Below are 15,153 nucleotides of genomic sequence, written 5' to 3' on the forward strand. Positions count from 1 at the left end.
CGATGTTTCGGGTGCAAAGATACAATTAAATTCGAGATTTCCAATGCCGAATTCTAAAAAAATGTTTTATTTAATGTATTAGCCTGACATGGGTGTTGTTGGGTTTTTAAAATTGTTAATTGCTGCTCTTAATTTTGGGATTATATATCAGTCAGCAACTGCTGCAAAACGGTCCGTGAAAAATCAAGATTTTAAACCTTTGTTTTTTTGATTTTTTTCAAGATACTATTCTTTAAAGAAACGGATTTACAATTATTTTAAGATGCTGTAAATTGTTGTTTTTCAGTATTTTTTGATGTGTGAATACTACAACTCTTAAGTCTAATAGTGTAATGCTTTCCAATTATAACGGACTAACCTTTGTTAAGAAATATTTAACATTAATAAAACAAAAAAAATGAAAAAAACACTACTAATTATCACAATGTTATTTATTGTTTTAATTTCAGGATGTGCAACTGATGATTTCGAAGAAAACGTTGGTGTATGTCCTGTTGTATTATCATCGAACCCAATTGATGGCGCTACCGGCGTTCCATTAAACCAAATAATTACGATCACCTTTAACGAGGTGATGAATCCGGAAACTATTGACGAATCTTCAATTATCATTACAGCAGAAGGAGCGACTGTTACAGGGACGGTTACCTATTCAGGATCAACAGCAACATTTACTTCCGCCAATGCACTTACAGCTAATACTATTTATAATGGCAGAGTGAAAACATTGGTTAAAGATGCAGATGGTAATGCTCTGCAAACAGATTTTTTATGGTCATTTACCACAGGTATTATGCCAATTGTAGTTTCAACTGATCCTGAAAATAATGCAACGGCAGTTTCACTTAATAAAATCATTACGGCTACCTTTAATATGCCAATGAACCCATTAACCTTAGACGATACAACATTTACTGTCAAACAAGGTGCAAATACTGTAGGGGGCGCTATTTCATACTCTGGATTAACGGTTTCATTTACACCTGCTGTCCAATTAGAAACCAATAAAACATATACTTGCACCATAACTACTGGAGCCAGGAATGTTGCCGGAACACCTCTGGCTGCAAATTATGTTTGGAACTTTACTACAGTAGCTCCCGTAATTGGTAACCCTCCACCTGCAAGTACAAGCAATTTGTTCTTTGGTGTTTTTGGAGGAAATGCCGGAATGACCAATCAGGGATTATTTACGGTAGTTAATGGAAATATAGGTACAACAGCTGCTTCAACTTTGATGACAGGTTTCAAAGAAGTATTAACAGGTGATGTTTATACTGTAACTTTTCTTAATGAAGGACTTGTTATGGGTGAAATATTCGCAGACGCTCCAGCACCAGGAAACGCTACCAAAGCAGCAACTGCTTTAGCCGGATTAAATGCGGCAAACGCTGCATACCTAAGTATTTCTCCGGCTTCAATGCCAGGCGGTATTGATCCGGGAGCAGGTGAATTAGGCGGATTGACTTTAGCTCCTGGTGTTTATAAATCGGACAGTGGTACTTTCGACATAACAAATGGAGATCTTACATTAGACGCTAAAGGCGACCCTAATGCCATATTTGTTTTCCAGACTGCTTCTGCTCTAACGGTAGGAGATTCATCACCCAGCAGTGTCAAATTGATAAATGGAGCCCTGGCTAAAAATGTATACTGGTATGTGGGGAGTGCGGCAGTAATTAACTATGCCGGCGGTGGAGTTATGACTGGAAATATTATCGCTAATTCCGGAGTGACTTTGTCTTCTCCAGCTAATAGTACAAACGCCAGTGTAACCACATTAAATGGTAGGGCAATTTCACTTGTATCTTCGGTTACTATGGTAAATACAGTTATCAATGTGCCTAACTAAGTAACTGATTTAAAACAAAAAATAGAATCCCGTCCTAAGACGGGATTCATTTTAACGAAATAAAAAAATAAAAATGAAAGCTAAAACTAATTTTAAACGGGGTTTGTATAGTATTACATTGTTCCCTAATAACCTGACACTTAAAAGCATGCTGACAATTGCTTTGGTGTGGTTAAGTATTCCGGCACCAGTTCAGGCACAGGAAATACAATATACAAAACCTACCTGGTGGTTTGGTGTAGCTGCGGGAGCTAATTTTAATTTCTATGATGGTTCGACGTATAAATTGAATTCTGATTTTACGCCTCCCGCTACTTTTCATGAAGCTAAAGGTGTTGGATTGTTTGTTGCACCTCTTTTAGAATATCATCGTCCTGATACACGATTGGGCTTTATGCTTCAGGCCGGATACGACAATCGAAAAGCTAAGTTTGACCAAGTTGTTACTCCTTGCGACTGTCCTGCCGATTTAAAAACGAATATCAGTTATATTACGGTAGAACCAAGTTTGCGTTTTGCTCCTTTCAAATCTAATTTCTATTTATTTGGGGGACCACGTTTTGCTTTTAATGTGAATAAATCATTCAATTACCAGCTAGGAATCAATCCTGCTTATCCTGATCAGGCTGCAAGTCCTGAAGTAAAAGGTGATTTAAGTGATGTCAGGAAAACCATTATTTCGATGCAAATCGGACTGGGATATGATATTCCTCTTTCATCGCAAAACAGCAAAACACAATTTGTGCTTTCTCCTTTTGCCTCATTTCATCCATACTTTGGACAGGATCCGCGTTCTATAGAAACATTGAACATAACAACCATAAGAGCCGGTGTGGCACTTAAATTTGGTCGGGGCCATCTTATTCCAATGCCGGACGATAATACAACTGCAGAGCCGGAAGTTCAGTTTTCTGTTAATGCGCCTGCTAATGTTCCCATAAAAAGACGTGTCAGGGAAGTTTTTCCACTACGTAATTATGTTTTTTTTAATGCCGGTTCATCTGAAATACCAAGTCGTTACAAACTGCTTAAAAAAGATGAAGTGAGAGATTTTAGAGAAGATCAATTGGAAATGGTAACACCAATAAACCAATCGGGTCGTTCAGAAAGACAAATGAATGTGTATTATAATGTTATCAATATTTTGGGAGACCGCATGATAAAAAATCCTTCAACGACAATTACATTAGTTGGGTCGTCAGAAAAAGGGGAACAAGAAGGCAAGGAAATGGCGGAATCAGTAAAATTGTACCTGGTAAATATTTTTGGAATTAATTCTTCAAGAATTACTACAAAAGGGCAGTTAAAACCAGATATCCCTTCATATCAGCCAGGAGGAACACTTGAATTGGAGTTGCTTCATGAAGGTGACAGAAGGGTTTCAATAGAGAGCAGTTCTCCGGTGTTATTGGCAGAATTTCAGAGCGGTCCTGATCTTAAATCATCAGATATTACGGCTTTGCAAGAAGCACCAGCCGAAAGTGATGTGGTTTTTGATGTAAAAGGAGCCAATGAAGCTTTCTCTGTATGGTCTGTACAAGCCACGGATGAAAATGGAAAAGTTCAATCTTTTGGCCCTTATACCCAGGAAAGTGTGAGCTTATCCCGTAAATCTATTTTGGGAGACAAAACAGAAGGGGATTATAAAATAATAATGACAGGACAAACTAAAAGTGGTAAGTCTGTAAGTAAAGAAACTTCGGTACATATTGCACGTTGGACCCCCGCTAAAATAGAAAATGGAATTAGATACAGCATTATTTTTGAATTTAATGAATCAAAAGCAATCACTATTTATAAAAAATATCTAACAGATGTCGTAGTGCCTAAAATTCCAATGAACGGAACTGTTATTATCCATGGTCATACTGATATTATTGGAGATGATGATCACAATTTAAAGTTGTCTCAAGCTCGTGCAAATGAAGTAAAAAGTATTATTGAAGATGCTTTGGCTAAATCGAACAGAACTGATGTTAAATTTGAAGTAACTGGTTACGGTGAAGATTTAAGCCGCTCCCCATTTGATAATAAATATCCGGAGGAACGTTTTTATAACCGTACAGTAATTATTGATGTTTTTAAACAATAGTAAATAAGAAATTTTATTTCGTTTATTATGATTTTTAAAGGACAGGTTTCAAAGCCCTGTCCTTATTTTTATGTATAAAAACCTCTGAATCAGTTTGTAGGTTTTCGTATGTTATAAAAAAGTCGCTAATTCTTATGGAAAGTATTGGATTCCATCGTACCTTTGTGCCCGAAACATCAAGAAATAAAGGAGTTGACCTCAGTACCGTATTGAGGTTTTTTTATGGATTCGAAAATTAAAAACGAATTCAAATCATCGAATAAAAATCGGTACTTCACTTGATTTAAATTACACATATTATGTCACATAAAGCAGGTTTTGTAAACATCATCGGGAATCCAAACGTTGGAAAATCAACGTTGATGAATGCCTTTGTTGGAGAAAGATTATCGATTATTACATCAAAAGCACAAACAACACGCCACCGTATTCTTGGAATCGTAAATGGCGAAGATTTTCAACTTATATTATCGGATACTCCCGGAATCATCAAACCGGCTTATGAAATGCAGGAGTCAATGATGAACTTCGTAAAATCGGCTTTTGAAGATGCTGATATCCTGGTTTATATGGTCGAAATAGGAGAGCAGGACTTAAAAGATGAAGCTTTCTTTAATAAAATCATTCATGCTAAAATTCCGGTTTTATTATTGCTGAATAAAATTGACAATTCAAACCAGGAACAATTAGAAGAGCAAGTGGCTTTTTGGACTGCAAAAGTACCAAATGCCGAAATTTTCCCAATCTCGGCATTACAGAATTTTAATGTACCGGAAGTTTTCTCAAGAATTATTTCATTGCTTCCGGAATCTCCGGCATATTACCCAAAAGATCAATTGACAGACAAACCGGAACGTTTTTTTGTAAACGAAACCATCCGTGAGAAAATCTTACTGAATTACAGTAAAGAGATTCCATACGCGGTTGAAATCGTAACGGAAGAATTTTTTGAGGATGAAAATATTATCAGAATCCGTTCTATAATTATGGTAGAGCGCGAAACTCAGAAAGGAATTATCATCGGACATAAAGGTGCTGCTTTGAAAAAAGTAGGAATCGATGCCCGTGCCGATTTAGAGAAGTTCTTCGGAAAACAAATTCATATTGAACTGGTTGTAAAAGTGAATAAAAACTGGAGAAGCAACGCCAATATGCTGAAAAGATTTGGGTATAATCAGTAAAGAGTTTTCAGTCGCAGTTGTAAATTGGAACATTTTAATTTCAAGTTATTAAATTTTAAACGTCTTAGAATACTGAAAACTAAGAGTGAAAACTGAAAACGGAAACCCTAGCCCTGATAGAAGTGGAAATCCTTTTTTGCCGCTTCTTTAGCGGGACAAAAGATTGCAACGGATAGCAGGAAACAGCTCCTTAAAAAGTAGCCAGTTTTCAGTTTAAAATCACAGTTTTAGCAGTTTTTTTACTGAATACTTAAAACTGATGACTGCAAACTAAAAAAGACTACCTTTGCAAAAAATTAAAATAAAGTATTTTGGATTCCAAGGGATTAGGTTTTTAGGGAACTAAAAATCTGAAATCTAAAGTCTAAAGTCTAAAATTTACAAAAATGAATAACATTGTTGCGATAGTAGGAAGACCTAATGTAGGGAAATCAACCCTTTTTAATAGGCTGATACAAAGAAGAGAAGCGATTGTAGATTCGGTTTCGGGAGTTACCAGAGACAGAAACTACGGTAAAAGCGAGTGGAACGGAAAAGAGTTTTCTGTAATTGATACCGGCGGATATGTTCGCGGATCTGATGACGTATTTGAAGGTGAAATTCGCAAACAAGTAGAGCTTGCTATCGATGAGGCTGATGTTATTATTTTTGTGGTGGATGTTGAAGAGGGTATTACTCCGATGGATGACGTTGTTGCCCGTTTGTTGCGTAAAGTGACCAAGCCGGTTTTATTGGCTGTCAACAAGGTAGATAATGCCATGCGTGAAAAAGACGCTCTTGAGTTTTACAATCTTGGTTTAGGGGATTATTTTACTTTTGCCAGTATTTCAGGAAGTGGAACGGGAGATTTATTAGATGCTTTAATCGAATCTTTTCCGGTAAAACCTGAACCTGTTCAGGAAGAGGTTGTTTTGCCTCGTTTTGCTGTTGTAGGACGTCCGAATGCCGGGAAATCCAGTTTTATCAATGCATTAATTGGTAAAGAACGTTTCATGGTAACAGATATTGCAGGAACGACCCGTGATGCTATTGATACAAAGTTTGATCGTTTTGGTTTTGAATTTAATCTGGTTGATACTGCGGGAATCCGTCGTAAAGCAAAGGTTAAGGAAGATTTGGAGTTTTATTCCGTAATGCGTTCGGTACGTGCGATTGAACATGCTGATATTTGTATCCTGATTATTGATGCAACCCGCGGATTTGAAGGTCAGGATCAGAGTATTTTCTGGCTGGCTGAGAAAAACCGTAAAGGTGTTGTAATCTTAGTGAACAAATGGGATTTGGTAGAAAAAGATACCATGTCTACACGTGATTATGAGGCTAAAATCAGAGAGGAATTAATGCCTTTTACTGATGTGCCGATTTTGTTCGTTTCGGCTTTAACGAAACAACGTTTATTGAAAGCATTGGAAGCTACGGTTCAGGTTTTTGAAAACAGAAAACAAAGAATTCCAACGTCTAAATTCAATGAATTCATGCTGAAGGTTATCGAGGCTTATCCGCCACCGGCAACAAAAGGGAAGTATGTGAAAATTAAATATTGTATGCAGCTGCCAACTTTAACACCTCAGTTTGTGTTTTTTGCCAATATGCCGCAATATGTTAAAGAACCTTACAAGCGTTATTTAGAAAATAAAATTAGAGAGAATTGGGATTTTTCAGGAGTACCAATTGATATTTATATCAGAGAGAAATAAAATTTTTCTTTTAAATAGTATAAAAAAATGCAATATTTCAAAGTTTGGAATGTTGCATTTTTAGTTTAGTTCAAATTAATTGTCAGACCTGATTATCGTCATAGAAGAAAAGTTGTTCTAACGGTGAACTTCCATCAGAATCACCATAATCACCATTGTGTTTTCTGGTAGAGGAATACAATTTTAGACTATAAGTACAGCGTGTCAGGTTATCATCATCTGGCGGAAAGTTTATTAGTGCTTTTTTGGAAGAATAAAAAACATGAATAAATGTAAAAAGCACAATTAAACCTTTCATTTCTTTTTTAGTCTAACTGTTCTAACTAACCAATTTTTATGACTAAATTATATTCTTTTTTACTGCTTTTCCTTTTCTGTTATTTGGCGAATGCCCAAAATAATATCATTGTCAAAGGGACTGTAGTTGATCTCAACACACAATTACCCCTTGAAATGGCTACGGTTTATTTTACAACTGTAAAAGATTCTACTATACTCGAATATGCAACTACGGACAAAAATGGTTTTTTCAGCATAAACACTAAAAAATATGATAAACCTGTTTTTCTGAAAGTCAATTATATGGGGTATCAGCCTTATTTTGAAGAAGAAAAAGGCCTTTTGGAGAATAAGGATTTCGGAAAATTATATTTACTTGAAAGTGTAAATGTTTTAGAAAACGTGGTTGTAAAAACCGAAGCGCCTCCCATTACAATCAAAAAAGATACTTTAGAATTTAACGCAGCTTCTTATAAAGTGCGTCCCGACTCAAATGTGGAGACTTTACTAAAACAGCTGCCCGGATTTGATATTGATAATGATGGTAAAATTACCGTAAATGGAAGGGAAGTAACTCAGCTTTTAGTCAACGGAAAGACTTTTTTTGATAAAGATGGCGCCATAGCGCTGAAGAACCTGCCTGCAGAAATTATTAAGAAAGTTCAGGTTTCGGATTATAAGACTAAAAAAGAAGAACTTTCTAAACAAGAATCGACTTCAGATTATTCGAGTATTAATATTACGATTGACGAAAAGAAAAATAAAGGTTTTTTTGGAAAAGTTCTTGGTGGATTTGGCTCTGATGATCGTTACGAAAGCAGCCTGATAATAAACTTCTTTAAAAACAAGCAAAAGATAAGTGTCCTGGCTTCATCAAATAATATTAATTCCTCAGGATTTTCCCAGGATGAGGTGTTTGATAATATGGGTGGCGGACGAAATAGCAAAGGAAATTCCAAAAGCTCCGGAAGCGGGAAGGGTATAACGCAGTCTAATCTGGCCGGAATTAATTATTCGGATGACTGGACGGACGATTTGGAATTTATGAGTAGTTATAATTTTTCGAATTCGATCAATAAAAATGAAAGCAAATCTGATCAGACCAATTTTTTGCCAACAGGAAATATTCTGACTTCATCAGATTCTAAAACAAGGAATGAAAATACAGGAAACAATGCTAATTTTGAATTAGAATATAAAATCAATCCAACGACACGACTTGTTGTTGCTCCAAAACTGAATGAATCACATTCTAATAGCAATTCGGCTTCTTCGACTTCTTCTGAAGACGAAAATGGGCAGGATTTAAACAAAAGTACCTCGGAATCCAATGGTAAAAGTTCGAATACGAGCTTCACGAATAGCATCAATTTTAATAAAGCTTTTGAGAAAAAATCGCGTAATCTGAGTCTGGTTTTCAATAACAGTAATTCAAGAAGTGACTCAAATGGCTTCAACGTTTCTGAAACCATTTTTTATCAGGACAATAAACCAAATGATGAAAGAAATCAGAACAGTATAAATAACAGCAGTTCTGATGCGTATTCTTTTGATGTAGAATATACTGAGCCTGTTACGGATTCTTTGAGAATTAGATTTGGTTCTGATTTTGATTGGGCAAGTACGGTGAACGATGCAAAAACATTCAATTTTGATGCAGGTACAAATTCGTATTCTGATCTGAATGGGTCTCTGACCAATTATACTACTTCAAGACAAAGTGCGGTTAGTCCGAAGTTCGGGATTACGTGGCAGAAAAGTAAATTTACACTGAACATAAATTCCAGTACGTCATTAATTGGATATGATAATTACTCTTTGTATCTAAATAATGCGACTGATCTGAATAAAAAATATGCTTTGCCTTTTGGAAACCTACAGCTTAGATATAAGTTTAGCCGATCAAAAAACCTGACTTTTAAATATGATTATTCGAATGCACTTCCGTCTGCTGCTCAATTAATGCCAGTTCTGAATTTGACAAATCCACTGAATACTGTAATTGGTAATCCGGATCTGAATCCAATTGAAAAAAATACGGCAAGTATAGACTTTAAAAATTTCGATTTCCGTACCCGTTCAGGCTATAGTTTATATTTAAAGGGTGATTACTATAATAATGATGTAGTTTCTACTTCCGTTTATGATGACAGCGGAAAAAGAACGACAACTTATGCAAACATCTCAGGTACTTATATTGCGTCTGTTGGTGCAAATTGGAATCAATCGATAAAAAAAGACGCTAACGTTTTGAGATATGGCCTTGGAATCAACGGAAGTTATTCTTTTGATAAAGGCTATACAAATGCAATTATTTATAATGCTAAATCTACAGCTGTAACTCCAAAAGTATACCTGACTTATGAGTATGGGGAGGTTCTTAACATTTCGCCATCGTATAGTTTATCTTATAATGAAACAAAATATGAAAACTTTGCAAGAGATGCCAGTTCAAACGTAGTTCATAGAATCAATTTGCAGACGACTACATATTGGCCTGCAAATTTAATTTTCGGAAATGATTTTGGATACAATTATAATTCTAATATTTCCGGGGATTTCAAAAAAGACTTTTATTTATGGAATGCAAGTTTGTCTTATGGCTTTTTTGACAAAAAATTATATGCAAAAGTAAAAGTGTATGATGTTTTAAATCAAAATCAAAGTGCTACCAGAACTATTTCTGCAACCTCAATTCGTGATGAGGAAAATACTGTCTTAAAACGTTATGTAATGTTTTCTCTGTCTTATAAAATAGGAAACTTTGCTGATAGCAAAAAAGGAAGAAAGGGAAAGCAAAGAGAAGATAATGAGAGGTTTTAATTTATTTTAAGTTTTGGTTTTACGGTTAATGCGATGGTAAAGAGTAAGTCTGATAATATCCCGATCGTAAAAATCAATACCGCTGGCACGTCTCTGAAAACTTTTTAAATACCCTAATTCCAAACCAATATTTGGATTAAAATGGTAACGTAATGCAGCGTAAGCCCGGTTTTGATCGAAGGTGTTTTTTTTGTTGTCTTTTCCAAAATTGAATAAAATTTCATCAGAAATAGTTCCTTTTAAGCTTCTTTTTTCTTTTTCCCAAAGCGTGAAAGTTGTTTGTAACCGATACCTGAATCGAAAAGAATATGAGAAATCGTTTAATAATTCTGTTTTATCTGCTTTTTGAATAAATCGCTCTTCGAGTTGAAAACGGTTATGAAAAGTAATTTTCGCAATATCATGGATAAGAGTAATGTCTTGCTGCCCCCGATATTCAGGAATTGAAAAATCAGAATCAGTAAGAGGAGTCTGGGTGTTTACACTAAAATAAGCAAATCCGGCGCCTAAATCAATATTTTTATGGGCACGATACCTTCCCTGAACTCTTAAAACCCATAAATTTTCGCGAATCGGATTCACGAAACTACGATTGTCAAATTCTGTATGCAGGGACCATTTTTCAGTTATGGGCAAAATATTATAATATCTGATCCAGGTTAAGGTCTGGTGTTCGATATTTTTGCTTTGAGAAAAAATAACTTGGCTAATAAGGACTAAAAAAGTAAGAAATCTGAAAATTTTCATCAATTTATATAAATTCAAGCTGCGAATATATACAAATGTGAATAGATTTATAGAAAAGTAAGATTGTTTTTAAATTGGGTTTGACTTCTATTTTGTGATTTTATCAATTGCAATATTTAATTTAACGGAATAAATAAGAACTATATTTATCCATTGGGTGTAATCAAAATAGGTGTCAGGCTGAGTCCATTTGGCTTCGCTCAGGATAAACTTAGTCGAAGCTCTTTTCGTGTGAAAAGCCTTCGACTCCGCTCAGGATGACAATGATTTCTGAAAGTATTAAAGATGTTTTACTCCAATTTATACTTTTTGATTTTTTTATATCAAGTTAGAGTTTCAATCAATTACATTCAAACGGAATTATATTAGTTTGATTAAAACTCCTATTAAAGCAGCAATAACAATAATGTGGGGTTCTTGTAATTTTTTGACATATATTAAAATTAAGATGGTTCCTATAGCAATCAGGGCAGTAGGAATATCAATAATTGTGCGCTGGGTGATTACTATTACTGCACCAACCAAAGCACCAATTACTCCGGCAGTTATTCCGTCAACAAATGCTTTGATACTTTTGTTCTGCGATATTTTTTTGAAATAGGGAGCAGGAATAACCGTAAATAAATAACAAGGCAGAAAAGTTGCTAAAGCAGCAATGCAGGCTCCTGTAAACCCGCCTACTAAATAACCAATAAATCCAACCGTAATAACAACAGGACCGGGAGTAATCATGGCTACAGCAACGGCATCAACAAACTGATTTTCGGTTAACCAATGGTGTTCACTAACAACTCCGGCGTGTAAAAAAGGAACAATAGCCAAACCGCTTCCAAAAACAAAGGCTCCTGCTTTAACAAAGAACCAGGCAAGATCTGCTAGTTTTCCAAGTTCTATAGAAGAGAATCCAGAGGTAGCCAATAGAAATAAAGAAGCTATTTTAGGCCGTTTGATCCATTCGGGCGGTGCTTTTATAATCATATAAATAAAACCTAAAACGATGAACAATGTTAGTTCTTCTCTTTGGGTTACAGCGGTAAGAATGGTAGCGGAAAGATAAAATACCCAGAGCAGCCAATTATTTTTAATGGCAGGAATTTCAAATTTGCTAATCGATTTGGTAGTAAGTTTATAAGAACTTAAAACAATAATACCAATTACAGCAGCACTTATACCATAAAAAACAGCTTGCATCCATGGCAAACCACCATATGCCTGGTAGGCCATACCTAATAAAACCACCATTATGAAAGAAGGAAGTACAAACGCCAGTCCGGATAAGGTAGCGCCTAAAATGCCATAGTGTACAAACCCCATATAAATCCCTAATTGTGCCGCTAATGGACCTGGTGCTAATTGAGATAATGCCAATCCTTCTTTAAAGTCGGAGTCATTAATCCATTTTTTGTCTTCGACCAAGTCACGTTGCATATAATTAACTAAGGCTACCGGACCACCAAATCCTGTTGTGCCCAGTTTAAGAAAATATTTAATCAGGTCGGGTAAAGTATAATTGGGTTGATCTTTTATGATTTCTGACATGATTTTGTTTAAAAAATTAAAAGCGAGATTCCAAATTGAAGACCTAATGTCAATGAAATAGATTTGTCATTTAACTATGTAATGATCTTTTTTTCATAATACAAAATAACATTTATATTTTTGAAATTAAAACCGCCGCAAAGTGTAATGCACAGTGCGGCGATTTTTTAATTTTATAATGACTAAAAAATTACAAAGAATATTTAAAAGTGATTCCGTAAGTTCTTTGATCACCCAATACAGCCGCATATTGACCCGAATTCCCTCCGGCAGGCAATAATTGTTCGTAATAATCTTTATTTAAAAGGTTACGTCCCCAGATTTGAATAGATAAACCTTGCGATGTACGGAAACCTAAACGGCCATTAAATATTGCATAGCCGTCAACGACTAAATATTTTGAAGCTGAAGGACTTGATGAGAATTCAGAACGGGCGTAAGAATCAAGACCAATAAAAATTTTACCTGCATTTCCGAAGAATTTAGCCTTATCAGAAAGCTCACCTCCTAAAGATCCTGCCCATTTTGAAGCACCAGGTAAATCAGTTCCCGAAACATCTTTATAGGCTACAGAAGATCCTGTTTCTTCCAAAGGAAGCGGTGCATTAGTAAATTTAACATATTTACCGTCAGTATAAGTAGCAGCTCCATTTATGGTCAGGTGACTGCTAATTACAAAACTGGCATCCATTTCCGCACCTCTTACCCGTACTTTATCAGCATTGGCAAGATATCCACGGTTTACACCCAATTCGGCAGCCTGAACATTTGTTTGAAAATCTTTGATATCTGTATTAAAGAATGTCAGATTGAATATTGAGTTTTTAAAAGGAGAAGTTTTTACTCCGATTTCATAGTGATTTACTTTTTCAGGTTTAATTACTGCAAGATCAAGTAATGGTTCACCTGCTGAATTACTTGGAAGCCCGGCTACATTCACACCAACTGGTTTGTAACTTTTTGCATAAGTTGCATAAGCATTGATTTTGTCTGAAGCTTTAAAAGATACCGTTATATTTCCTGAAAAATCAGTATTGTCAGTGTTTGATTTAAAAGCCTGGTCAGTATAAACCAGTTTTTTTAAGGCAATCAATGCCGGATCAGTAGTCTGAAGACCTCCGTATGTTGTACGGCTGTAATCTGCATCTTTCTTGTCAAAATTATATCTTAAACCTGGTAATATATGTAAACGTTCTGTTACCGCCCAGTCTAATTGACCAAATACTGCTGCACTGGACGCTCTTATGCGGGCATCAGTTTTTATACCATATCCTTCAAAAAGGCCTGGTGTTTTCCATTGATTACTTGTTGTACTTTGAGAAAATCTCCATTGTGCATTCCCTGATTCCTCAGTTCCATTTGTTTGTGATGTCTGATCAATAAAAAAGACACCTGCTACACCACTCAAATTAGAAGCAAGCTGACCTGCATAACGAACTTCTTGTGTTATTTGTGTTTGTCTTGTTGGGTTTTGCGATTTTGCAAGTACTTGTAATCCTGTAAAATCTCTGTCATTTGATGGATCCCAATTCCAAAAACGCCAGGCGGTAGTTGAAGTAAGAGTTCCACCCCCAATTTTTGTATCAATATTTAGAGAAATACCTCCCATATCTTGTCCTGAACGCCATGGTGTATCCTGATCAATTTTACGATCAAATGCATTCTGGCTTGGAAGCTGGTAATTCAAATCAGCAATAATTGCGTCAAATTGACGGTAAGCGGCTCTTTTGGTTGGAGCAACACCAGCAATAACCTGAGCATATCCGTCCGGACGCTGAGTTGTTATATCTGCAGCAAATATAATATTAGTGTTTTCTGATGGAGTGTAAAGTAATTGACCTCTGATTCCTTGATTATTAAGCGTGTTTGTAGCTCTTCCAGTTGCAACATTGTCAACTAAACCATCACGTTGTGTACCGGAAAAAGAAAGGCGACCTGCTATTTTTTTACCTAAAGCACCTGTAACAGAAGCTTTGGCTTGAAGAAATGCATAATTCCCATAACTCAATTCAAAGTCAGCACCTGAAGTAAAACTTGGCTTACGCGTTGTAATGTTAAAGGCTCCGGAAGTTGTGTTTTTACCAAATAAAGATCCTTGTGGTCCACGTAAGACCTCAATTTGTTCTACATCAATAAAATCAAGCGTTGTTGCAGCAGGACGGGCATAATATACACCGTCGACATAGAAACCAACACCAGGATCGATACCATCATTGGTAAGTCCGAAAGGAGAACCCAGGCTTCGGATGTTGATTCCTGTGTTTCTTGGATTTGATGAATACAACTGAACAGATGGTACCAATTCTTTTATACGGTTAACGTTGAAAGCACCTGCCTGCTCAGCTTGTTTACCAGTTATTACAGATACAGCAATCGGTACGTCCTGAACTTTTTCTATTCGACGTCGGGAAGAGACAACTACTTCAATAAGAGCATTTTCTTCTTCAAGAGTTACCTGAACCGGAGCTGCCGGTAAATCAATGAATTCCAATTGGGTAGTTTTATATCCTACATATTGAACTAAAAGTGTCAAAGGAAGTTTTCCTCGTGTGTCGATGCTAAATTTTCCGCTGGCATCAGTTGTTACGCTAAAAGTTGTTCCTTTAATGATCACATTGGCTGCTTCTAAAGGAATATTTTGATTATTTGTTACTACTCCTTCAATGTTTTGTGCGAATGAAATAGAGAATGTTAAAACTAGTATTGTTGTAAATATATTTTTTATAGATGTTTTCATTTTTATATTAAGTATATGTGATTAGTAGAATTTTAAATGAATTTTTTTTACCAACACATACACATCATAAATGAATTGTTTTTTATAGAAATGAAGTTTTTCTTACTGTTACTTTGCAAAAGAATTTTTGATACACCTGACTTGCTTAAATGTATTTTCATAAGTTAAAAATTTGTGAATGTTTGTTAATTATTTTTTTGGCAAAT

9 protein-coding genes are annotated in these 15,153 nt (G+C 35.6%); 5 read left to right on the forward strand and 4 right to left on the reverse strand.

What is annotated here, in order from left to right:
* Positions 1-397 precede the first annotated feature (397 nt).
* From PMI10_RS18860 to der, 4 genes are all read left to right on the forward strand, one after another.
* Positions 398-1,852, forward strand: coding sequence for an ice-binding family protein (locus PMI10_RS18860; RefSeq protein WP_007810833.1), 1,455 nt, complete (start codon positions 398-400; stop codon positions 1,850-1,852).
* A 73-nt stretch (positions 1,853-1,925) separates the two neighbouring features.
* Positions 1,926-3,944: an OmpA family protein gene (locus tag PMI10_RS18865; RefSeq protein WP_007810834.1), complete on the forward strand. Its 2,019-nt coding sequence runs from the start codon at positions 1,926-1,928 to the stop codon at positions 3,942-3,944.
* A gap of 299 nt (positions 3,945-4,243) precedes the next feature.
* Entirely contained in the window at positions 4,244-5,125 is an 882-nt protein-coding gene (era, locus tag PMI10_RS18870; protein ID WP_007810835.1) for a GTPase Era, read from the forward strand.
* Positions 5,126-5,511: 386 nt separating this feature from the next.
* On the forward strand, positions 5,512-6,822 hold the full coding sequence (der, locus tag PMI10_RS18875) for a ribosome biogenesis GTPase Der (protein WP_007810836.1): 1,311 nt from the start codon (positions 5,512-5,514) through the stop codon (positions 6,820-6,822).
* An 82-nt stretch (positions 6,823-6,904) separates the two neighbouring features.
* On the opposite strand, the gene PMI10_RS18880 is transcribed toward der, so the two are convergent.
* Complete coding sequence (locus tag PMI10_RS18880) at positions 6,905-7,120, reverse strand: hypothetical protein (protein WP_007810837.1); 216 nt, start codon at positions 7,118-7,120, stop codon at positions 6,905-6,907.
* A gap of 38 nt (positions 7,121-7,158) precedes the next feature.
* On the opposite strand from PMI10_RS18880, the gene PMI10_RS18885 reads away from it, so the two are divergent.
* Positions 7,159-9,924, forward strand: coding sequence for an outer membrane beta-barrel protein (locus tag PMI10_RS18885; protein WP_007810838.1), 2,766 nt, complete (start codon positions 7,159-7,161; stop codon positions 9,922-9,924).
* A gap of 6 nt (positions 9,925-9,930) precedes the next feature.
* Here PMI10_RS18885 and PMI10_RS18890 read toward each other — a convergent pair whose 3' ends face one another.
* The 3 genes from PMI10_RS18890 to PMI10_RS18900 form a co-directional block, all read right to left on the reverse strand.
* Positions 9,931-10,671 carry a DUF2490 domain-containing protein gene (locus tag PMI10_RS18890; RefSeq protein WP_007810839.1) on the reverse strand — a complete coding sequence of 247 codons (741 nt, stop codon included), beginning with the start codon at positions 10,669-10,671 and terminating at the stop codon, positions 9,931-9,933.
* 360 nt (positions 10,672-11,031) lie between these two features.
* On the reverse strand, positions 11,032-12,210 hold the full coding sequence (locus tag PMI10_RS18895; RefSeq protein WP_007810841.1) for a chromate transporter: 1,179 nt from the start codon (positions 12,208-12,210) through the stop codon (positions 11,032-11,034).
* A 190-nt stretch (positions 12,211-12,400) separates the two neighbouring features.
* Positions 12,401-14,947 carry a TonB-dependent receptor gene (locus tag PMI10_RS18900; protein ID WP_007810842.1) on the reverse strand — a complete coding sequence of 849 codons (2,547 nt, stop codon included), beginning with the start codon at positions 14,945-14,947 and terminating at the stop codon, positions 12,401-12,403.
* Positions 14,948-15,153 lie beyond the last annotated feature (206 nt).

This window comes from Flavobacterium sp. CF136 (assembly GCF_000282055.1).
Classification (GTDB): domain Bacteria; phylum Bacteroidota; class Bacteroidia; order Flavobacteriales; family Flavobacteriaceae; genus Flavobacterium.

What these genes read in the sequence shown, in the direction of transcription:
- PMI10_RS18860 (WP_007810833.1), top strand. Translation starts at nt 398, where the DNA reads ATGAAAAAAACACTACTAATTATCACAATGTTATTTATTGTTTTAATT.
- PMI10_RS18865 (WP_007810834.1), top strand. Translation starts at nt 1,926, where the DNA reads ATGAAAGCTAAAACTAATTTTAAACGGGGTTTGTATAGTATTACATTG.
- era (WP_007810835.1), top strand. Translation starts at nt 4,244, where the DNA reads ATGTCACATAAAGCAGGTTTTGTAAACATCATCGGGAATCCAAACGTT.
- der (WP_007810836.1), top strand. Translation starts at nt 5,512, where the DNA reads ATGAATAACATTGTTGCGATAGTAGGAAGACCTAATGTAGGGAAATCA.
- PMI10_RS18880 (WP_007810837.1), bottom strand. Translation starts at nt 7,120, where the DNA reads ATGAAAGGTTTAATTGTGCTTTTTACATTTATTCATGTTTTTTATTCT.
- PMI10_RS18885 (WP_007810838.1), top strand. Translation starts at nt 7,159, where the DNA reads ATGACTAAATTATATTCTTTTTTACTGCTTTTCCTTTTCTGTTATTTG.
- PMI10_RS18890 (WP_007810839.1), bottom strand. Translation starts at nt 10,671, where the DNA reads ATGAAAATTTTCAGATTTCTTACTTTTTTAGTCCTTATTAGCCAAGTT.
- PMI10_RS18895 (WP_007810841.1), bottom strand. Translation starts at nt 12,210, where the DNA reads ATGTCAGAAATCATAAAAGATCAACCCAATTATACTTTACCCGACCTG.
- PMI10_RS18900 (WP_007810842.1), bottom strand. Translation starts at nt 14,947, where the DNA reads ATGAAAACATCTATAAAAAATATATTTACAACAATACTAGTTTTAACA.